General features: G+C 56.4%; 21 protein-coding genes and 1 riboswitch. Of the genes, 9 read left to right on the top strand and 12 right to left on the bottom strand.

From position 1 onward, the window contains the following. Positions 1 to 76 precede the first annotated feature (76 nt). On the top strand, positions 77 to 1,183 hold the full coding sequence (locus FN037_RS04485) for an ABC transporter permease (protein ID WP_142501625.1): 1,107 nt from the start codon (positions 77 to 79) through the stop codon (positions 1,181 to 1,183). Between the two features lie 48 nt (positions 1,184 to 1,231). Here the strand turns inward: FN037_RS04485 and FN037_RS04490 are convergent, their stop codons facing one another. Then, positions 1,232 to 1,669 (bottom strand): YbhQ family protein, encoded by a 438-nt coding sequence (locus tag FN037_RS04490; RefSeq protein WP_142501626.1) that lies wholly within the window; start codon positions 1,667 to 1,669, stop codon positions 1,232 to 1,234. A gap of 131 nt (positions 1,670 to 1,800) precedes the next feature. Between FN037_RS04490 and FN037_RS04495 the strand changes: the two genes are divergently transcribed. Genes FN037_RS04495 through FN037_RS04505 form a run of 3 tightly spaced genes read left to right on the top strand, consistent with a single transcriptional unit; the run spans position 1,801 to position 4,771 of the window. Continuing rightward, on the top strand, positions 1,801 to 2,562 hold the full coding sequence (locus FN037_RS04495) for an endonuclease/exonuclease/phosphatase family protein (protein WP_142501627.1): 762 nt from the start codon (positions 1,801 to 1,803) through the stop codon (positions 2,560 to 2,562). Further along, positions 2,559 to 3,803: a cardiolipin synthase ClsB gene (gene clsB / locus FN037_RS04500; protein ID WP_142501628.1), complete on the top strand. Its 1,245-nt coding sequence runs from the start codon at positions 2,559 to 2,561 to the stop codon at positions 3,801 to 3,803. Before FN037_RS04495 ends, clsB begins: the two co-directional genes overlap by 4 nt. Further along, a complete protein-coding gene (locus FN037_RS04505; protein WP_142501629.1) occupies positions 3,803 to 4,771 on the top strand; it encodes a YbhN family protein in 969 nt (322 codons plus the stop codon). The genes clsB and FN037_RS04505 overlap by 1 nt, the downstream gene beginning before the upstream one ends. Before the next feature lie 44 nt (positions 4,772 to 4,815). On the opposite strand, the gene FN037_RS04510 is transcribed toward FN037_RS04505, so the two are convergent. The 6 genes from FN037_RS04510 to moaA all read right to left on the bottom strand — a co-directional run bounded on the left by FN037_RS04510 (position 4,816) and on the right by moaA (position 8,276). Beyond that, on the bottom strand, positions 4,816 to 5,520 hold the full coding sequence (locus FN037_RS04510) for a Bax inhibitor-1/YccA family protein (RefSeq protein ID WP_142501630.1): 705 nt from the start codon (positions 5,518 to 5,520) through the stop codon (positions 4,816 to 4,818). A gap of 44 nt (positions 5,521 to 5,564) precedes the next feature. Next, entirely contained in the window at positions 5,565 to 6,017 is a 453-nt protein-coding gene (gene moaE, locus FN037_RS04515) for a molybdopterin synthase catalytic subunit MoaE (protein WP_138360592.1), read from the bottom strand. A 1-nt stretch (position 6,018) separates the two neighbouring features. Continuing rightward, a complete protein-coding gene (moaD, locus tag FN037_RS04520; protein WP_138360593.1) occupies positions 6,019 to 6,267 on the bottom strand; it encodes a molybdopterin synthase sulfur carrier subunit in 249 nt (82 codons plus the stop codon). 2 nt (positions 6,268 to 6,269) lie between these two features. Next, a complete protein-coding gene (gene moaC / locus FN037_RS04525; RefSeq protein ID WP_138360594.1) occupies positions 6,270 to 6,749 on the bottom strand; it encodes a cyclic pyranopterin monophosphate synthase MoaC in 480 nt (159 codons plus the stop codon). Between the two features lie 3 nt (positions 6,750 to 6,752). Beyond that, positions 6,753 to 7,265, bottom strand: coding sequence for a molybdenum cofactor biosynthesis protein B (moaB, locus tag FN037_RS04530; protein ID WP_138360595.1), 513 nt, complete (start codon positions 7,263 to 7,265; stop codon positions 6,753 to 6,755). A gap of 21 nt (positions 7,266 to 7,286) precedes the next feature. Next, on the bottom strand, positions 7,287 to 8,276 hold the full coding sequence (gene moaA, locus FN037_RS04535) for a GTP 3',8-cyclase MoaA (protein ID WP_142501631.1): 990 nt from the start codon (positions 8,274 to 8,276) through the stop codon (positions 7,287 to 7,289). Continuing rightward, a riboswitch (molybdenum cofactor riboswitch) is annotated at positions 8,264 to 8,402 on the bottom strand. Its footprint overlaps the gene before it by 13 nt. Positions 8,403 to 8,610: 208 nt before the next feature. Between moaA and yvcK the strand changes: the two genes are divergently transcribed. From yvcK to pmrB, 3 genes are all read left to right on the top strand, one after another. Next, positions 8,611 to 9,516, top strand: coding sequence for a uridine diphosphate-N-acetylglucosamine-binding protein YvcK (gene yvcK / locus FN037_RS04545; protein ID WP_142501632.1), 906 nt, complete (start codon positions 8,611 to 8,613; stop codon positions 9,514 to 9,516). 176 nt (positions 9,517 to 9,692) lie between these two features. Beyond that, positions 9,693 to 10,364 (top strand): two-component system response regulator PmrA, encoded by a 672-nt coding sequence (pmrA, locus tag FN037_RS04550; protein WP_138360599.1) that lies wholly within the window; start codon positions 9,693 to 9,695, stop codon positions 10,362 to 10,364. 4 nt (positions 10,365 to 10,368) lie between these two features. Further along, positions 10,369 to 11,466 (top strand): two-component system sensor histidine kinase PmrB, encoded by a 1,098-nt coding sequence (pmrB, locus tag FN037_RS04555; protein ID WP_138360600.1) that lies wholly within the window; start codon positions 10,369 to 10,371, stop codon positions 11,464 to 11,466. 303 nt (positions 11,467 to 11,769) lie between these two features. Here pmrB and uvrB read toward each other — a convergent pair whose 3' ends face one another. Further along, on the bottom strand, positions 11,770 to 13,785 hold the full coding sequence (gene uvrB / locus FN037_RS04565) for an excinuclease ABC subunit UvrB (RefSeq protein WP_142501633.1): 2,016 nt from the start codon (positions 13,783 to 13,785) through the stop codon (positions 11,770 to 11,772). Positions 13,786 to 14,507: 722 nt separating this feature from the next. Between uvrB and FN037_RS04570 the strand changes: the two genes are divergently transcribed. After that, positions 14,508 to 15,230: an ABC transporter ATP-binding protein gene (locus FN037_RS04570; RefSeq protein ID WP_138360603.1), complete on the top strand. Its 723-nt coding sequence runs from the start codon at positions 14,508 to 14,510 to the stop codon at positions 15,228 to 15,230. Here the strand turns inward: FN037_RS04570 and bioD are convergent. Genes bioD through bioB form a run of 4 tightly spaced genes read right to left on the bottom strand, consistent with a single transcriptional unit; the run spans position 15,172 to position 18,820 of the window. After that, positions 15,172 to 15,894: a dethiobiotin synthase gene (gene bioD / locus FN037_RS04575; RefSeq protein ID WP_142501634.1), complete on the bottom strand. Its 723-nt coding sequence runs from the start codon at positions 15,892 to 15,894 to the stop codon at positions 15,172 to 15,174. The two genes, FN037_RS04570 and bioD, sit on opposite strands and share 59 nt — an antisense overlap. Continuing rightward, entirely contained in the window at positions 15,887 to 16,642 is a 756-nt protein-coding gene (gene bioC / locus FN037_RS04580) for a malonyl-ACP O-methyltransferase BioC (protein WP_138360605.1), read from the bottom strand. Before bioC ends, bioD begins: the two co-directional genes overlap by 8 nt. Further along, a complete protein-coding gene (bioF, locus tag FN037_RS04585) occupies positions 16,626 to 17,783 on the bottom strand; it encodes an 8-amino-7-oxononanoate synthase (RefSeq protein ID WP_142501635.1) in 1,158 nt (385 codons plus the stop codon). The genes bioC and bioF overlap by 17 nt, the downstream gene beginning before the upstream one ends. Further along, a complete protein-coding gene (gene bioB / locus FN037_RS04590; protein WP_142501636.1) occupies positions 17,780 to 18,820 on the bottom strand; it encodes a biotin synthase BioB in 1,041 nt (346 codons plus the stop codon). The genes bioF and bioB overlap by 4 nt, the downstream gene beginning before the upstream one ends. Positions 18,821 to 18,905: 85 nt before the next feature. Between bioB and bioA the strand changes: the two genes are divergently transcribed. Then, positions 18,906 to 20,195: an adenosylmethionine--8-amino-7-oxononanoate transaminase gene (bioA, locus tag FN037_RS04595; RefSeq protein WP_142501876.1), complete on the top strand. Its 1,290-nt coding sequence runs from the start codon at positions 18,906 to 18,908 to the stop codon at positions 20,193 to 20,195.

Below are 20,195 nucleotides of genomic sequence, written 5' to 3' on the forward strand. Positions count from 1 at the left end.
GCGGCGCCATGGGTACCGGACCTGCGGGCCATGCAGACCCGGTAAGCGCAGCGCCACCCGACATGAGGACGGTACTATGTTTCATCGCTTATGGACACTGATCCGCAAAGAATTGCAGTCGCTGTTGCGCGAACCGCAAACGCGGGCGATTTTGATTATGCCAGTGCTGATTCAGGTGCTGTTGTTTCCTTTCGCCGCGACGCTGGAAGTCACCAATGCCACCATCGCTGTCTATAGCGAAGACAACGGCCAGCACGCGGTGGAACTGACTCAGCGCTTCGCTCGCGCCAAAGCCTTCCCCCACGTCCTGTTGCTGAAAAGCCCGCAGGAGATAGGGCCAACCATCAATGAACAAAAAGCGCTACTGGTCGTGCGCTTTCCGCCGGATTTCTCGCGCAATCTGGATAGCTGGCAGGCCGCGCCGCTCCAGCTACTGCTGGATGGACGGAATTCGAATAGCGCGCAAATCGCCGCTAACTATCTCCAGCAGATTGTTAAAAACTATCAGCAGGAACTGATGGCGGGAAAAACAACCCTGAACAACAGTGAGCTGGTCGTGCGTAACTGGTATAACCCGAATCTCGATTACAAATGGTTCGTAGTACCGTCGCTGATCGCGATGATCACCACTATCGGCGTGCTGATCGTCACCTCCCTTTCCGTTGCCCGCGAACGCGAACAGGGCACGCTCGATCAGCTGCTGGTCTCGCCGCTGGCGACCTGGCAGATTTTTATCGGCAAAGCGGTACCGGCACTGATTGTCGCCACTCTGCAGGCGACCATCGTACTGGTCGTGGGGATCTGGGGCTATCAGATTCCCTTTGCCGGTTCGCTGCTGCTATTTTACTTCACGATGATTATTTATGGCTTATCGCTGGTAGGATTCGGGCTGCTGATTTCATCGCTGTGCTCCACGCAGCAGCAGGCGTTTATCGGCGTATTCGTCTTTATGATGCCGGCGATTCTGCTCTCGGGCTACGTTTCGCCAGTGGAGAATATGCCGCAATGGTTACAGGACGTCACGTGGATAAACCCTATCCGTCACTTTACCGATATCACCAAGCAGATCTATCTGAAGGATGCGAGTCTGGAAATTGTATGGGGAAGTTTGTGGCCGCTATTGGTCATAGCGGCCACCACTGGCTCAGTTGCGTATGCGATGTTTCGCAGAAAGATTGCCTGATTCCCGCCATCGTTCAAACCACAACGGACAGGCTGTCCTGTTACATAGCTACCTATGCTTCTGGGGATTCACGGCGCTGTCGCCTTGCTGTAGCCCGAAAGCTTTAGGGTAGCGGTTTTTATCTTTCGCCAGCAGCGACACAATCGCCGGACCGGCCAGTATTGCCAGCCCGGCAAGGGCCAACAGCAGATTATTGTGCAGCACGCGCGACAGCAGCCACAGCACGATAATCGCCGCGCCGAAGTACCAGGTGGTGGTGAGTTCCTCAAGGAAATCACCCACATCGCGCCAGCGCTCATCGTGGTGACGCTGCAAAAACAGCATCGCCAGTAGCGTGACGCCATACAGCACACACAAACCTAACCCGACACGTACCAGCGCGCCGCTCATCCAGCCTGCCACCAGTACCGCCACGACCAGTAGATGCAACATAATCTGCCAGCAACTAAGACCCGTTGCGACGCGTACACGTTGTTGCCACTTCATGGCTTCTCTCCTGAAGGATTTTTCTCTGCTACTCAGAGTACCGCACTTTACGGAAAATTCCGTATCGCCGCATCTTTTTGTGACCTCGACTACACTATTTTATTCAGGAAAGCGACATTGACTGGAGAAATATGACCGAGCAAACGCGGCGATTTTCGTTAAACGTGCTGACAATTAACACCCATAAAGGCTTTACCGCGTTTAACCGACGCTTCATTTTGCCCGAATTACGCGAAGCGGTACGCAGCGTCAGAGCCGACATTGTTTGCCTGCAGGAAGTGATGGGCGCGCACGAAATTTATCCGTTGCGGTTCGAAAACTGGCCGGAGACGCCCCACTATGAATTTCTCGCCGACACGATGTGGAACGATTATGCCTATGGGCGCAATGCCGTTTATCCGGAAGGGCATCACGGCAATGCGGTGCTGTCGCGCTTTCCTATCGAACATTATCAAAACCTTGACGTTTCGGTCGGTAATAGCGAAAAACGCGGCCTGCTCTACTGCCGCATCGTGCCGCCCGAAAGCGAAACAACGCTCCATTTGATCTGCGTGCATCTGGGGCTGCGCGCGCATCAGCGTCAGGCCCAGCTCGCAATGCTGGCGTCGTGGGTGAACAGCCTCCCCACGGGGGAGCCGGTTGTGGTAGCGGGGGATTTTAACGACTGGCGGCAACAGGCTAACCGGCAGCTCAAAACGCAGGCCGGTCTGGACGAAATTTTTACCCGCGCCAGGGGACGCCCGGCGCGGACTTTTCCGGTCCGTTTCCCGCTGCTGCGCCTCGATCGCATTTATGTCAAAAATGCACATGCCAGCCGACCTCAAATGCTGGCCTTAAAACAGTGGCGTCATCTGTCCGATCATGCACCGCTTAGCGTGGAGATTTATCTGTGAAATGTCGCTGGCAGGAAGGAAACCGCATTCAGCTCTTAGAAAACGGCGATAACTATTATCCGGCGGTATTTGCCGCTATTGGTCGCGCACGACAGCGGGTGATCCTCGAATCCTTTATCTGGTTTGAAGATGACGTTGGCTGGCAACTCCATGCGGTGCTGCTACGGGCTGCCCGGCGCGGCGTTCGCGTGGAAGTTCTGCTCGACGGCTACGGCTCGCCGGATTTAAGCGACCGTTTTGTCAGCGAGCTCACCGCGGCAGGAGTAATTTTTCGCTACTACGACCCTCGCCCGCGCCTGTTCGGCATGCGTACCAATTTGTTTCGTCGCATGCATCGAAAAATTGTGGTAATTGACGATGTGACCGCCTTTGTCGGCGGCATTAACTACTCCGCCGAGCATATGACCGACTACGGCCCCGAGGCCAAGCAGGATTATGCCGTTCAGGTCGAAGGGCCGGTGGTGCTTGATATCCTGCAATTTGAACTCGACAATCTGCCCAACAGCGAAGCCACACGCCGCTGGTGGCGGCGGCGGCGACATAAGCCCGAAGTTAACCTTCATCCCGGCGAGGCTCAGGCGCTGTTTATCTGGCGTGACAATCAGGAACATCGCGACGATATTGAACGTCACTATCTGAAGATGCTGACCAGCGCACGCCGGGAAGTGATTATCGCCAACGCCTACTTCTTTCCCGGTTACCGGCTGCTGCACGCCATGCGCAACGCCGCCCGCCGCGGCGTGCGCGTCAAGTTAATCGTTCAGGGTGAGCCGGATATCCCGATTGTCAAATTCGGCGCACGCTTGCTCTACCATTACCTGGTCAAAGGCGGGGTACAGATTTTTGAATATCGCCGCCGCCCGCTACATGGCAAAGTCGCGCTGGCGGACGACCACTGGGCGACTGTCGGATCCAGCAACCTCGATCCGCTCAGCCTGTCGCTGAATCTGGAAGCCAACCTGGTTATCCACGACCGCGAGTTTAATCAGACGCTGCGCAACAATCTAAACGGATTGATCGCCAACGACTGCCGCCAGGTTGATAAGCGCATTCTTTCCAGACGCACCGGATGGCGGCTCGGCGTCAGCGTCCTGGCATTTCACTTCCTGCGCCATTTCCCGGCCTGGGTCGGCTGGCTACCGGCGCATACGCCGCGACTGTCGCGCGTCCCGCCGCCGGTACAGCCAGAAATAGAAACTCAGGACCGGGCAGAACCCGAAAACCAGGAGGTAAAACCCTGATGGCAAAATCGCACCCACGCTGGCGCAGGGTGAAAAAAATCCTTACGGCGCTCTTTTTTATCGCCGTGGTCGTGCTGCTGGTGATCTACGCGCAAAAAATTGACTGGCAGGAAGTCTGGAAAGTTATTCGCGACTATAATCGCGCGGCGCTGCTTAGCGCAATCGGCCTGGCTATCGCCAGCTACCTGATTTACGGCTGCTACGATCTGCTTGGGCGCGCATATTGCGGCCACAGGCTGGCAAAGCGGCAGGTGATGCTGGTGTCATTTATCTGCTATGCCTTTAACCTGACGCTCAGCACCTGGGTTGGCGGTATCGGCATGCGCTATCGGCTTTACTCGCGTCTGGGGCTTAGCGGAGGCACCATTACCCGGATCTTCTCCCTGAGCATTACCACCAACTGGCTGGGGTATATCCTGCTCGGCGGCATCATCTTTAGCGCCGGGATGGTGCAGGTCCCGGAACGCTGGTATATCAGCCAGCAGTCGCTACAGATTCTGGGCACCGTTTTACTGCTGGTTTCCACGTGCTATTTATGGGCCTGCGCCTTCGCTAAAAAACGTCACCTGACGATCAAAGGCCAGCGGCTGGTACTGCCTTCCTGGCGATTCGCGCTGCTGCAGATGACGGTTTCCAGCCTCAACTGGATGGCGATGGGAGCGATTATCTGGTTATTGTTGGGGCCGCAGGTCGACTATTTCCTGGTGCTTGGCGTGCTGCTGGTCAGCAGTATCGCTGGCGTCATCGTGCATATTCCTGCCGGTATTGGCGTTCTCGAAGGGGTGTTTATCGCTATGCTGTCCGGAGAGGAGATCTCCCGTGGCGCCATTATTGCCGCCTTGCTCGCGTATCGCACATTGTATTACTTCCTGCCCCTGCTGTTCGCAACCATCGGTTATCTGATTCTGGAGAGTCAGGCAAAACATTTGCGGGAAAAAAATCAGCGCAGGCTGGCGGGAGAGAAGTGAAAATCCCCCGGTCACGAATTATATGACCGGGGACATTACAATACTCAGCGACGGTTGCCGAAGATACGCAGCAACATCAGGAACAGGTTAATAAAGTCCAGATACAGCGTCAGAGCGCCAAGAATTGAGTATTTGCGCAGAGTAGAAGTATCGCGAACGTCTATCTGCTCGCCGATATTTTTCAGCTTCTGGGTGTCATAAGCGGTCAGGCCGACAAACACCAGCACCCCGATATAGGTTACCGCCCACATCAGCGCTTCGCTCTTCAGCCAGAAGTTAACCAGCGACGCCAGCAGGATACCGATCAGCGCCATAAACAGCATATTACCGAAGCCGCTCAGATCCCGCTTAGTGGTATAGCCGTAAAGGCTCATCACGCCAAACATCCCGCCGGAAACCACGAAAGTACTGGCGATGGACGAGTAGGTATAGACGATGAAAATACTGGATAAGGTTAGCCCGGTTAGCGCCGAATAGAGCATAAACAGCGTTGTCGCCATCCCGGCGCTGAGTCGCTGTACCATACCCGAAAGCACGAATACCAACCCCAGTTGGGCAATGATCAGCCCGAAAAAGGTTATTTTACTGGAAAAAACAAACATCATAACGGCCGGAGTATTGGCGGCATACCACGCAATAAACGCGGTGAGCAGCAGCCCGACTGTCATCCAGCCATAAACCTGCGCCATATAGGTTTGTAGTCCGCTACGGCCCTGTACGAAGGTGCCGGAACGAGGGAATCTGTCCATAACTATCTCCTGATGAACGGAATTTATCTTCTAAGCGTATCACACTACCAACGTTCTGCAGCCTGCCGATCGCTATCTCGCGCATCCACCCAGCGCTCGCCTTCCGGCGTCGCCTCGCGCTTCCAGAACGGCGCGCGGGTTTTCAGATAATCCATAATAAACTCCCCGGCGGCAAACGCGCTGCTGCGATGGGCACTGGTGACGCCGACAAAAACAATCTCTTCCCCCGGCCACATCTCGCCGATACGGTGAATCACCGTTATCCGGCCCAGCGGCCAGCGCTGACGGGCGAGATCAACGATCTCCGTCAGCGATTTTTCCGTCATCCCCGGATAGTGTTCCAGCGTTAACGCCTTCACGCTGTCGCCAAGATTATGGTTACGCACCTTACCGGTAAATGTCACCACCGCGCCGTCTTCATCACGCCCGGCAAGCCAGGCATACTCGTCGCCGACCTTAAAGCGGTCATGACTGACGATAATGCGGGTTTGCGTCATCTTATCCCCCGGTAACCGGTGGAAAGAACGCCACTTCATCACCCGCTGCCAGCGGATGATCGAAAGTGGTCAGCGTCTGATTCACTGCCGCCAGCAGTTTGCCCTCTTCCAGCGCCAGCGCCCAGCGACCGCCACGGGCGATCAGCTGCTGGCGAACGGCCTCAACCGTGGGGAGCCCATTTGGATCAAGAGTCAGGGAATCGGTGCCGAGCAGTTCGCGCACCTGAGCAAAAAAAAGTACGTTAATCATGGTTATTCTTCCACTCTGAAATCGCCGGATTTGCCGCCGCTTTTCGCCAGCAGGCGCACCGGGCCAATCACCATATCCTTCTGCACCGCTTTGCACATATCGTAAATCGTCAGCGCGGCGACGGACGCGGCGGTCAGGGCTTCCATCTCCACGCCGGTTTTGCCGGTCAGACGACAGAGCGATTCAATGCGCACCCGGTTGTGTTCGGGCTGCGCCTGCAGATTGACTTCGACTTTGCTCAGCATCAGCGGATGGCACAGCGGGATCAGCTCCCAGGTACGCTTTGCCGCCTGAATCCCGGCAATACGCGCGGTGGCGAAGACATCGCCTTTGTGATGGCTGCCGTCGATGATCATCGCAAGAGTCGTTGGCTGCATGTCGACATAAGCCTCGGCACGCGCTTCGCGAACCGTTTCCGCTTTCGCGGAAACATCGACCATGTGCGCTTCGCCCGCGGCGTTAATGTGGGTCAGTTGCGACATAACTTACTTCTTAATATGAGAGATAAAATTGCACGGACGGATGCGCGCATCGAGCTGCGGCGCAATAATATTGTCCCATGCGGTACGACAGGCTTTGGTTGAGCCGGGCATCGCAAAAATTAGCGTGCGGTTCGCCATCCCGGCAACGGCCCGGGATTGCAGGGTCGAGGTGCCGATCTCTTCAAAAGAGAGCATACGGAACACCTCGCCAAAACCTTCCACTTCGCGGTCAAACAGCGGCAGCAGCGCCTCCGGTGTTTGATCGCCATCGGTAAAACCGGTCCCGCCGGTGATCAACACCACCTGAACCTCTTCGCTGGCAATCCACGCCGACACCTGGGCGCGAATGGCATAGCGGTTTTCTTTGACAATCGCCTTATCGACGACCATATGCCCCGCTTCCTGCGCCGTATCGCGCAGCCAGTGACCGGAGGTGTCGTCCTCTTCGCCACGGCGGCTGGAAACAGTGAGAATAGCAATACGGGTCGGAATAAACTCAGCGCTGACCTGGCTCATTTGATCGCTCCTTAAAATGCATTATCCGCCAATATAGGACAGGTTCTGTGTAATACCGGTGTTGCCCTGGTGCAGGAAATGGGTCTGCTTTTTATGCGTTAACGCCTCGGCAATGCGCGCTTCCAGCTCCGGCTGCTGCTGTTCATCGGTGAGCAGATCGCGCAAATCGACTCCGCCCTCACCAAACAGACACAGATGCAATTTGCCGACGGAAGAGACGCGCAGACGGTTGCAGGTGACGCAGAAATCTTTCTCATACGGCATAATGAGACCAATTTCGCCAACATAATCCGGATGACAAAACACCTGCGCCGGGCCATCGCTACGCTGGCGGATCTGGTGGATCCAGCCGCGGCGCAGCAGCGCGTCGCGCAGCACCATGCCAGAGATATGATGGCGGCGAAACAGCCCGCCGCCTTCGCCAGTTTCCATCAGTTCAATAAAACGCAGTTGAATGCGGCGCGGCTGGATCCATGCCAGAAAGGTGTCGAGCTGGTTGTGATTGACATCGCGCATCAGCACCGTGTTGACCTTAACTTTTTCGAAACCAGCGGCAAAGGCGGCGTCAATACCGTCCATTACCTGGTGAAACTTATCCTGACCGGTAATGGCGTAAAACTGGCGAGCGTCGAGGCTATCCACGCTGACGTTAATCGCCGTCAGCCCGGCGTCGCGCCAGCGTTCCACATCGCGCGCCAGCCGATAGCCGTTGGTGGTCACCGCAATCTGACGAATAGCAGCGTTTTCCCGCACGGCGGCGATAATATCGGTGAAATCCCGACGCAGCGAGGGCTCGCCGCCGGTCAGACGCACCTTCTCCGTGCCCAGGGCCGCAAATGCGCGCGTGACATGACGCACCTCGTCCACGCTGAGAAAGCCTTTGTTGGTGACGGCGCCGGGTTGATACCCGTTGGGCAGACAATAGGTACAACGAAAGTTGCAGACGTCGGTAATTGACAGGCGCAAGTAATAAAACTTACGCGCGAATGCATCGGTAAGCTGTGAAGCCATATACACCTTTCCAAATACGGGAGACGCGGTCATTTCTTTCCACGCCCTGGTGGCAACCGAAGTTGTCACGGCCAAAGCACCATATCTTGCGACACAGGCACAGAGGCTAGAGTGTTAACGGATTATGCCGATAGTAGCGCGTTAATGACAGTTTCGCCATTTCCGATTTCGCTATATAATTATGTACATATCGCCACGATCATGCATTTTCGCTACAGAATAGCGAAAAACTACGCTTTTGCATTGATATCGGTCAGTTTGTCAGGATCCGGCCATCGTCTTTTAGGGGTAGATCGGTTACTGTGTGCCCGTTTAATTGAGATAAGGAATTTTTATGCGCAATCGTACTTTCGCCGATCTTGATCGCGTTGTGGCACTCGGCGGCGGGCACGGACTGGGTCGGGTAATGTCCTCCCTCTCTTCTCTGGGCTCGCGCCTCACCGGTATCGTGACAACAACCGATAACGGCGGCTCCACAGGGCGAATTCGCCGTGCGGAAGGCGGTATCGCCTGGGGCGATATGCGCAACTGTATTAATCAATTAAGTGCCGGGCCCAGCGTAGCCTCCGCGATGTTTGAGTATCGTTTTAGCGGTAATGGTGAACTTTCTGGCCATAACCTTGGAAATCTGATGTTAAAGGCGCTGGATCATCTTAGCGTAAGGCCTCTGGAAGCGATCAACTTAATCAGAAACTTTCTCAAAATCGACGCATTTTTGATCCCGATGTCGGAACAACCTGTCGATCTGATGGCCATTGACCACGAAGGACATGAAGTTTACGGCGAGGTCAATATCGATCTGCTCGCCAGCGTCCCACAGAAATTGATGCTCACCTCGCCGGTTCCCGCCACTCGCGAAGCGATAGAAGCCGTCGCCGAAGCCGATTTGATCCTGATCGGCCCGGGCAGTTTTTATACCAGCCTGATACCTATTCTGCTGCTTGAAGAGATGGCGCAGGCGCTGCGCCGCACGCCGGCGCCAATGGTGTTTATCGATAATCTCGGCAAAGAACACAGCCCGGCGGCCAGCCTGACGCTGGCGGACAGAGTGGCGATTATGGAGCAATATATTGGCAAACGGGTGATTGATGCCCTGGTTATCGGCCCGAAAGCCGATCTCGCGGGGATTGACAACCGGGTGGTCATTCAGACGCCGCTGGATGCCAGCGATGTACCCTACCGCCACGATCGCCAGCTATTACGTCGTGCGCTGGAAAAAGCGATTCAGGAATTAGGTTAATCCCGGACTCACTTTTCAGAGAACGTATTGCCATCAGGCTGAGAATCTTAAGGTTGTCTTAAAATAGAATCGGCAGCATAGCGGACACTCAAGGGAGCGAACTTTTCTCTTAACCGCTATTCCCACGAGTATCGGGCAACAGACGATATTTTAACGCCATGTAGAGAGGCCAGCCGATGAAAGTGTTAGTCATTGAAGATGATGCGCTCCTGTTACAAGGATTAATTCTGGCGATTCAAAGCGAGGGCTATGTTTGCGACGGTGTATCAACCGCTCACGAAGCCGCGCTCTCTCTGGCCGGTAATCACTACAGTCTCCTCGTTCTCGATCTGGGTCTGCCTGATGAGGACGGTCTGCATTTCCTGGCGCGTATACGGCGGGAGAAATTCAGTCAGCCCGTGCTGATTCTCACCGCCCGCGATACCGTTGATGACCGCATCAGCGGCCTGGATACCGGCGCAGATGACTATCTGGTTAAACCCTTTGCCCTGGGAGAGCTGAACGCGCGTATTCGCGCCCTGCTGCGGCGTCATAACAATCACGGCGACAACGAACTGACTATCGGTAATCTGCGGCTGAACCTCACCCGGCGGCTGGTCTGGCTTGACGAGCAATCCCTGGATTTGACCCCTAAGGAGTATGCTCTGCTTTCTCGTCTGATGATGAAAGCGGGTAGCCCGGTGCATCGCGAGATTCTCTATAATGATATTTACAACTGGGATAACGAACCCGCTACCAACGCGCTGGAGGTACATATCCATAATCTACGCGATAAAGTCGGCAAATCACGCATCCGCACGGTTCGTGGATTTGGCTACATGCTGATCAACACCGTTGAAACAGAATAACGCTATGGCTCTGTTTGTCAGTGAAACCTGGACCATGCGCCATCGGCTGCTGCTGACCATTGGCGCGATTCTGGTCGTGTGCCAATTGATTAGCGTGTTCTGGCTGTGGCACGAAAGCAAAGAGCAGATTCAGTTGCTGGTGGCCAGCGCCATTGAAGGGCACAATAACCAAAAACATGTGACGCAAGAAGTCCACGAAGCGGTGGCCAGTCTGTTAATCCCAAGCTTGCTGATCATCGGCCTGGCGCTGTATATCTGCCTGCTGGCGGTGAAGAAAATCACCAAACCGCTTTCCAGCCTGCAGCTTGAACTGGAGAATCGCACGCCGGACAATCTGCAGCCTATCGCTCTGAATGAGTCGGTACCGGAAGTCACCGCGGTGACCACCGCGATTAATCAACTGGTATCACGCCTGAATTCCACGCTCGATCGCGAGCGCCTTTTCACCGCCGATGTCGCCCATGAACTGCGTACGCCGCTGGCCGGGCTGCGTCTGCACCTGGAACTGCTGGAAAAAGTGCATGGCGTTGGCGTAGTGCCGCTGATTCTGCGCCTCGATCAAATGACCAGCAGTATTACCCAGCTACTTCAACTGGCGCGCATTGGTCAGTCGTTCTCCGCCGGAAACTATCAGCAAGTTGCGCTGAAAGAGGATGTTATCGAACCGCTCCAGGAGGAGCTTGAGGCCATGCTGGAGCAGCGGCAACAGAAGCTGGCGCTGCACGACAAGGAGGGCAAGGTCGTTGTTTCAGGCGACGTCACGCTGATGCGGGTTATTCTACGCAATCTGGTGGAAAATGCGCATCGCTACAGCCCGACAGGATCGACAATTACCCTGTCAATAACGCCAGGCCCGTCGCCCGTTCTGGCAGTAGAAGACGAAGGCCCCGGAATTGATGAGGCGAAAAGCGGTGAATTGAGCAAAGCGTTCGTTCGCATGGACAGCCGCTACGGCGGTATTGGCCTGGGGTTAAGTATCGTCACTCGTATCGCCCAGTTGCACGACGCCAGATTCTTTTTGCACAACCGTCGGCCAGGGCCTGGCGTTCGCGCCTGGATACTCTTCCCGAAGGCTTCCCGTCAGAATGTCAGCAGCCATTGATGAAAGAAGGCGACGACGATAACAAAGGCGCAGGAGACGGCCAGATATTCGCAGAAAGTTAATTTTTGCATGACGCTATCCTCATTAAATTGAGGAGAGTTTCGCCAAACAATATTAAGCCAGTATTAAGAGGCGGCGAAAAACAGCCCGACGAAGCAATAATTTTTTTACGGCGACAAAACCACGCAGAAAACTGTGCCCCACTCTGCCAGAAGCCGCGACGCTTATCCGCCAGCAAAATCCACGCAGCCTCCCCCCCCCGGACCACATGAACGAAGCGTGGACAGGGGATTTTTCCACCGGTTACGAAGCCGCAATAAACAGTTCACGCAGTTGATGAAGCTGGTCGCGAATTTGCGCCGCCTCTTCGAACTCCAGATTTTGCGCATGCTGCATCATCTGCGCTTCCAGTTGATGAATTTTCTGCTGCATCGCTTTAGGCGTCAGCGCGACGGTATCCGCCTCAACCGGTGAACGAGACTTACCGCGCCCCTTAACTTTGGTTTTCGCGATATTCTGCCCCAGGGCCAGAATATCCACCACTTTCTTATTGAGGCCCTGTGGCACGATGCCGTGTTCTTCGTTGTACGCCTGCTGCTTCTCACGACGGCGTTCGGTTTCACCGATCGCTTTCGCCATCGACGGAGTGATCTTATCACCGTAAAGAATCGCCTTGCCGCTGATATTACGCGCCGCGCGACCAATAGTCTGAATCAGCGAGCGTTCGGACCGCAGGAAGCCTTCTTTGTCAGCATCGAGGATTGCCACCAGCGAGACTTCCGGCATATCCAGCCCTTCACGCAGCAGGTTGATGCCCACCAGAACGTCAAACTCGCCCAGGCGCAGGTCGCGAATGATTTCCATGCGTTCCACGGTGTCGATATCCGAGTGCAGATAGCGCACCCGCTCGCCGTGCTCTTCCAGATACTCCGTTAAGTCTTCCGCCATACGTTTGGTCAGGGTGGTGACCAGCACGCGTTCGTTGATCGCGGTGCGAATGCGAATTTCCGAGAGCAGGTCATCCACCTGGGTAGCCACCGGGCGCACTTCAATAACCGGGTCAAGCAGCCCTGTCGGGCGCACTACCTGATCGATCACTTCGTCGCCGGATTTATCCAGCTCATAGGCGCCCGGCGTTGCTGAGACATAGATCGTCTGCGGCGCCAGCGCCTCAAACTCTTCAAACCGCAGCGGGCGGTTGTCCAGCGCCGACGGCAGCCGGAAGCCATATTCCACCAGCGTCTCTTTGCGCGCCCGGTCCCCACGGTACATGCCGCCGATTTGCGGGATAGTCACGTGGGATTCATCGATCACCAACAGGCCATCAGCCGGCAGGTAATCGAACAGGGTCGGCGGCGGCTCGCCCGGCCCGCGCCCTGACAGGTAGCGCGAGTAGTTTTCAATCCCCGAGCAATAGCCCAGTTCGTTCATCATTTCGAGATCGAACTGCGTACGCTGGCTCAGCCGCTGCTCTTCCAGCAGCTTGTTGTTCTCCAGCAGCACCTTGCGCCGTGCAGCCAGCTCAACTTTAATCTCTTCCATCGCCTGCACGATGCGCTCGCGCGGCGTGACGTAGTGGGTTTTCGGGTAAACGGTAAAGCGCGGGATCGTCGACTCAACGTGGCCGGTCAGAGGATCGAACAGCGACAGGCGCTCAACCTCGTCATCAAACAGCTCAACGCGCAGGGCGATATCGTCGGATTCCGCCGGAAAGATATCAATGACCTCTCCGCGCACGCGAAAGGTGCCGCGCTGGAAAGCCTGATCGTTACGGGTATATTGCAGTTCAGCCAGGCGACGCAAAATGGCGCGCTGGTCAATCAACATACCGACCGTCAGATGCAGCATCATCTTCAGGTACAGGTCCGGGTCGCCCAGGCCGTAGATAGCGGAGACCGACGCCACCACCACCACATCACGCCGCTCCAGCAACGCTTTGGTTGCAGACAGACGCATCTGTTCAATATGTTCGTTAACGGACGCATCTTTCTCAATAAAGGTGTCGGAGCTTGGCACGTAGGCTTCTGGTTGGTAGTAATCGTAATAGGAGACGAAATACTCCACCGCGTTTTCGGGGAAAAACTCTTTCATCTCGCCATACAGTTGCGCCGCCAGGGTTTTGTTCGGCGCCAGCACCATCGTCGGACGCTGCAGATCGGCAATGACGTTGGCAATGGTGAACGTTTTACCGGAGCCGGTCACGCCGAGCAGCGTCTGATGCGCCAGACCATCCTCCAGCCCCTCTTCCAGACGACGGATCGCTTCCGGCTGGTCACCGGAAGGACGGAAAGCAGAATGCAGCTTGAACGGTTTACTCATCAATCAGGACCTGAAGAAGGGTTGAACGGCAGGTGTTTAATTCTACCTTTCAGTACAATTTTTGCCAATAAAAAATACTGGATATAAAAACAGTGCCATATTATCGTATTCTGGCAAACTGGATTTTTTTATCGTCATTAACGGCGAATCACCACGCTCATACGGGATAATCCACCAGACAGTGGGGTTATCCCCAGAAATTTTTGACATTTAACATTTGTCAAGCAAGCAGATGAATGTTTTATGGCCATCGATGACACTTTTCTGACAGGCATTGATTTTATATAATCAATTGATATTTAAAGAGATTAAATAAAAGATGGCTTTCACATCAATTCAGCCGCAGGCCGCATATTCTCTAGCTTACCGCAAGTTTTCTAACTCTAATACACAAGGTTATCCACAGGAATAGTGGATAACTGTCTCCAGCCCATGACCTGTGCCACCCGGAGAACATTGCTCGCCGCGAGGAAACCCGCGATGAAAAAAAATTATTGAATTTTTTTTGCTGCCTACTGGCTAAAAACAGGCGGATTTTTTATGACTTTTTGCACCACATTTCAGCGTACTGGCACCGGGAAAGTGCAATATCTCGCCTGGCTCTCCCCCTTTTTACCTGGCTACATCTGTATTCACCAGCAAATACCGAAAGTTCTTTTTCCTGGCAAGAGATTTGCAGAATCTTCTCGTCGCCCGCTCGCCCAGGAAAGGAGAAAACGTCTATGTTGAATCTACGAGCCGTGAACCACTATTACGGAAACCAGCACTCGCTGTGGAATGTTGATCTTGAGCTTATGCCCGGTAAGTGCACTTGCGTAATGGGGCGCCAGGGGATGGGGAAAACCACGCTCGTCAACTGTATTACCGGCTATCTGCCCGTTGCCAGCGGCAGCATGACCTGGCAGGACGTGGGAGCGGCACCCTACGATCTGATGCCCCTCTCCGCCCAGTCGCGTAGCGCTATCGGTATTGGCTATGTCCCGCAGGATAAGCGTATCTTTTCGCAGCTGAGCGTAGAAGAAAATCTGCATATCGCCCTCGCGGCCAGCAGAGAGCCTGATTTAGCGGTAGCAGGCGAAATTTACGATCTGTTTCCGGAGCTCTACTCCCTGCGACAAAGCAAGGGCATTACGCTAACCGCTGACGATCAGTACCAGTTAGCCCTGGCGCGAGCGCTGATAACCCGTCCGCGCCTGCTAATCCTCGACGAACCTTCGCGCGGCAGCGGCCAGCGCTTCCTGCATAAGTTGGGCGATTTATTGGTGCGTCTGAATCGCGATATTGGCCTGACGGTGCTGATCGCCGAGCAGCACCTGCCGTTTATTCGCCGGGTAGCGGATCGTTTTTGCCTGCTGCACTGCGGGCGCAGCGTCGCCCAGGGGGACGTTATTCAGCTGGATGAACCGCTGCTGGAGAAATGGATGACCCCCGATCCAGCGCGTTAAGGTCGAGGTACTGTCCGAGGCCTTCGTGCGGTACGGCATCCCCCAGCCACGGTATCTCGCCGAGAAACGGTGCCTTCAGCATCCGTTGTAACGTCACCAGATACTCAGCGTGGCGCTTGCCTGGCGGCTGGATATCGTTGGCTATCCATCCCGCCAGCGGCAGTCCGGCCTGGCGCACCGCCTGCGCGGTAAGCATCGCATGGTTGATACACCCCAGTTTGACCCCCACCACGAGTATCACCGGCAGTTGCTCCTTTTGTACCCAATCAGCGAACGTGAACGTTTCTGAAAGCGGCGTAAACCAGCCGCCCGCCCCTTCAACCAACAGCCAGTCCGCCAGCCCCTCCAGGGCGCGCAAGCCAGCAGAGAGCGCCAAAGCGTCAATCGGCCTGCCTTCGTCAGCACTGACAATGTGCGGCGACGTCGGCTCGGCAAACGTGTAGGGATTCACCTGCTCATAGCGTAGCGCGACCCGGCTGTTGCGCTGCAAAGCCAGCGCATCGTCATTGCGTAGCCCTTCAGCCGTATATGCGCTGCCGGAAGCAACAGGCTTATAGCCAACACTCCTGAAGCCTGCGCGGTTAGCCGCCTGTAGCAGGGCGCAACAGGTCACGGTTTTGCCGACTTCGGTATCGGTCCCGGTGACGAAAAAGCGTTTAATCACGTTCGATAACTCCTGTAAACAGATAATACGTCAGCGGACACTGCCCCTGCTGCTGCGGCCAGGCGATCTGAAGCTGGCGCAGTTTGCCGCGACTGAGCGGCGCGGGAGTGCGCCCCCGATGCAAATGGGTTGCGCCAATACCTTTCAGCGACCGCATCGCGCTGAGCGCATCGGTAAACGACAGAGTGATAACGTGGACGCGGCTGGTGACGCGGCGACCCGCCAGCGCCTGACTCACCGCCCGTTCGCTGAGAAAACGGTTGGAATGCGGCAGGTCGTCAATGGCTCGCCAGGCCTGATTCAGTTCCGGCAAAGAGCCTGCCAGCAGGGTACTGAACGCAACCCGGCCGCCGGGACGCACGACCCGACACAATTCGTTGATAGCGGTAGCGAGATTATCGCACCACTGAACGGCGAGGTTGCTCCACGCCAGGTCAACGCAGCAGTCCGCCAGCGGCATCGATTCAATATCCCCTGCGACGTAGCGATGAGCGCTGTCCCCGCGTCGGGCTTCCGCCAGCATATCGACGGAAAGATCCAGCGCGGTTACCCGACTCCCCGCCTCCCGCCAGGCGCGGCTCATTGTACCGGGACCGCAGCCCGCATCGAGCACGTCAGGAAAGCCGTTTATAGGGAGTTGATCGCGCAGCAGGGAGGCGCTGAGACGCTGTAGCTCGTCATGTTGCGTGTAATGGCCGGCCGCGCGGCCAAATGCCGCCGCCACCGCGCGCTTATTCACCGCCGCCATGCAGCACCTCCAGCAGGCGGACAATATCGGCGGACTCATGCGCCGCCGTCAGGGTCAGGCGCAGGCGCGCGCTACCGGCGGGAACCGTCGGCGGGCGGATTGCCGTGGCCCAGCAGCCCTGCTCGCGCAGGCGCGCCGCCAGCCGCAACGCCCGGGCGTTATCGCCAACGATCAGCGGCTGGATCGCGCTGGCGGATGGCGTCAGTTCGCCGGGATACGTGGCTATTTCACGGCGAAAATCGGCAATATGGCGGGCCAGTTTTTCCCGTCGCTGCTGGCCGTCGCTGCTGCGTATTACGCCCAGCGCGGCGCTCAGCGCTACCGCCTGCGCCGGAGGCATAGCGGTGCTGTAAATCAGATGGCGGGCAAACTGCAACAGATAATCCGCCAGCGCGTCACTGCACAATATCGCCGCCCCGCTGACGCCAAAGGCTTTACCGAAGGTGACGATAAGCAGCTCCGGGCGCACCTGCTGTGCGTGACAACTGCCGCGGCCCTCTTCGCCGACCACGCCGATGCCGTGCGCATCGTCAACCAGCAGAAGCGCCCCGGCGGCCTGAGTCTCCCGCTGGATATCTGCCAGCGGCGCGCTATCACCATCCATGCTGAAGATGCCTTCGGTCACCGCCAGTTGTTGGCCGGATAGCGATTTTTCCAGCAATTGGTTGAGATGCCGGTGGTCATTATGCTGAAAACGACGCAGTTGCGCCGGACTGAGGCTGGCGGCCTCCAGAAGCGAAGCATGGCTGAGCCGATCGGCAACAATGCGGTCTTCTTTACCCGCCAGGGCGGCGATCGCTGCCTGATTTGCGGCGAAGCCGGAGATAAACAGCAGCGCGCGTGGATAGCCCAGCCAGTCGGCCAGTTGCTCCTCCAGGGCGCGATGCGCTTCGCTATAACCGCTAACGTGACCGGAGCCGCCGCTACCGACGCCATAACGTTCCGCTCCCTGCTGCCAGGCTTTGACAATTGCCGGATGCTGGCTGAGGCCAAGATAATCGTTACTGGAGAAATTGAGCCAGCGTCGCCCTTCGCGAATGAGCCAGCGCCCTGCGCCTTGTGTTACTGGCTGACGATGACGCAGGGCGTCCGCCCTCCGCCGCTCTTCCAGCGCCAGCGCGATACGTTGCTGCCAGCTCATAGCGCCGCCGCGTTGTAATATTCCTCAGTATCAGGGGTCATCAACGCCTGCTCCAGACGCTGCTGCTGGGCATTATCGCCTTCCAGCACCGCGGTCTGCTGCGGGTTAATGCCCAGTTTGCGGAACAGCTGCAGATCTTTGTCCTCTTCCGGGTTCGGCGTCGTCAGCAGCTTGCAGCCGTAGAAGATGGAGTTGGCTCCGGCCATAAAACACATCGCCTGGGTCTGTTCATTCATCTGCTCGCGACCGGCGGAGAGGCGCACATACGAACGTGGCATCATGATACGTGCGATGGCGATCGTGCGAATGAAATCAAAAGCATCAACATCGTCGTTATCCGCCAGCGGCGTGCCTTTAACCTTCACCAGCATGTTGATCGGCACGCTTTCCGGCGGCGTTGGCAGGTTAGCCAGTTGCAGCAGCAGTCCGGCGCGGTCTTTCACCGTTTCGCCTAAGCCGACGATACCGCCGGAGCACACTTTAATCCCGGCATCGCGCACTTTGTCGAGGGTATCAAGGCGCTCCTGATAAGTGCGTGTGGTAATAATATTGCCGTAGAACTCCGGCGAGGTATCAAGATTGTGGTTGTAGTAATCCAGTCCGGCGTTAGCAAGGCGTTGCGCCTGACTGTCATTCAGGGTGCCGAGGGTCATGCAGGCTTCGAGCCCCATCGCCTTCACCCCTTTCACCATCTGCTCAAGATAAGGCATGTCCCGGTCATTAGGGTTTTTCCATGCCGCGCCCATGCAGAAACGGGTTGAACCGGCTTTTTTCGCCTGGCGCGCCGACTCCAGCACCTGTTCGACCTCCATCAGGCGTTCAGATTCAAGGCCGGTCTTATAGCGCGCGCTTTGCGGGCAATATTTACAGTCTTCCGGGCAGGCGCCGGTCTTAATCGACAGCAGCGTACTGACCTGAACCTGGCGCGGATCAAAGTGCTGGCGGTGGATCTGCTGGGCTTCAAATAGCAGATCCAGAAAAGGTTTATTAAATAACTCAGTAACTTGCGACATTGTCCAGCGTGGATGGTGAGCCATTAGCCTCTCCAGGGGGTTTCGTTAATTGTCCGTTCATTTTATACTTGTAAACCTAAATGTTTTTAAAATGGTTTACAAGTCGATTATGACAACGGACGATCTGGCCTTCGATCGGCGCCACATCTGGCACCCTTACACTTCAATGACTTCCCCTCTGCCGGTCTATCCGGTGGTGGCCGCCAGCGGCTGCGAGCTTACTCTCGCCAGCGGCGAACACCTGATCGACGGCATGTCGTCGTGGTGGGCAGCCATTCACGGCTACAATCACCCACGGCTTAACGCGGCAATGAAAACGCAGATTGACCAGATGTCGCACGTGATGTTCGGCGGGATCACCCATCCTTCCGCCGTCGCGTTGTGCCGCCAGCTGGTGGCGATGACGCCAACCCGCCTTGAGTGCGTCTTCCTCGCCGACTCCGGTTCCATTGCCGTCGAAGTGGCGATGAAAATGGCGCTCCAGTACTGGCAGGCAAAGGGCGAACCGCGCCAGCGTTTTCTCACCTTCCGCAACGGCTATCACGGCGACACTTTTGGTGCGATGTCGGTCTGCGACCCCGATAATTCAATGCACAGCCTGTGGCAGGGCTACCTGCCGGATAATCTGTTTGCCCCGGCGCCGCAAAGCCGCTTCGATGGCGAATGGGATGAGCGGGATATGGCGCCGTTCGCCCGTCTGATGGCCGCCCATCGCCATGACATCGCGGCAGTCATTCTGGAGCCGATTGTCCAGGGGGCTGGCGGAATGCGGATGTATCATCCGGAGTGGCTCAGACGAATTCGCAAAATGTGCGACCATGAAGGCATTTTGCTGATCGCCGATGAGATTGCCACCGGTTTTGGCCGGACCGGTAAGCTGTTCGCCTGTGAGCACGCGGATATCGCCGCCGACATTCTGTGTCTCGGTAAAGCGCTGACCGGCGGCACCATGACCCTTTCCGCCACGCTGACCACCCGCCAGGTAGCGGACACCATCAGCAACGGTGAAGCCGGTTGTTTTATGCACGGTCCGACATTTATGGGCAACCCGCTGGCCTGCGCGGTGGCCACGGAAAGCCTGCGCCTGCTGGCAAGCGGCGAATGGCGGCAGCAGGTGGCGGCAATTGAGGCGCAGCTTAAAGCCGAACTGGCTCCGACGCGAGGATCCGCGCAGGTTGCCGATGTTCGCGTGCTCGGGGCAATAGGCGTGGTCGAAACCCACCGGCCGGTAAATATGGCCGCCCTGCAGCGCTTTTTCGTCGGGCAAGGCGTGTGGATCCGCCCCTTCGGTCGCCTAATCTACCTGATGCCACCGTATATCATCACGCCAGAGCAGCTGACCCGTCTGACGCAGGCGGTTAACGCCGCAGTGCAGGAAGAAACGTTTTTTTGCGAATAA

Origin of the sequence: Klebsiella sp. 2680 (genome assembly GCF_900198535.1) — a bacterium.
Taxonomy (GTDB): Bacteria; Pseudomonadota; Gammaproteobacteria; order Enterobacterales; family Enterobacteriaceae; genus Klebsiella; species Klebsiella indica.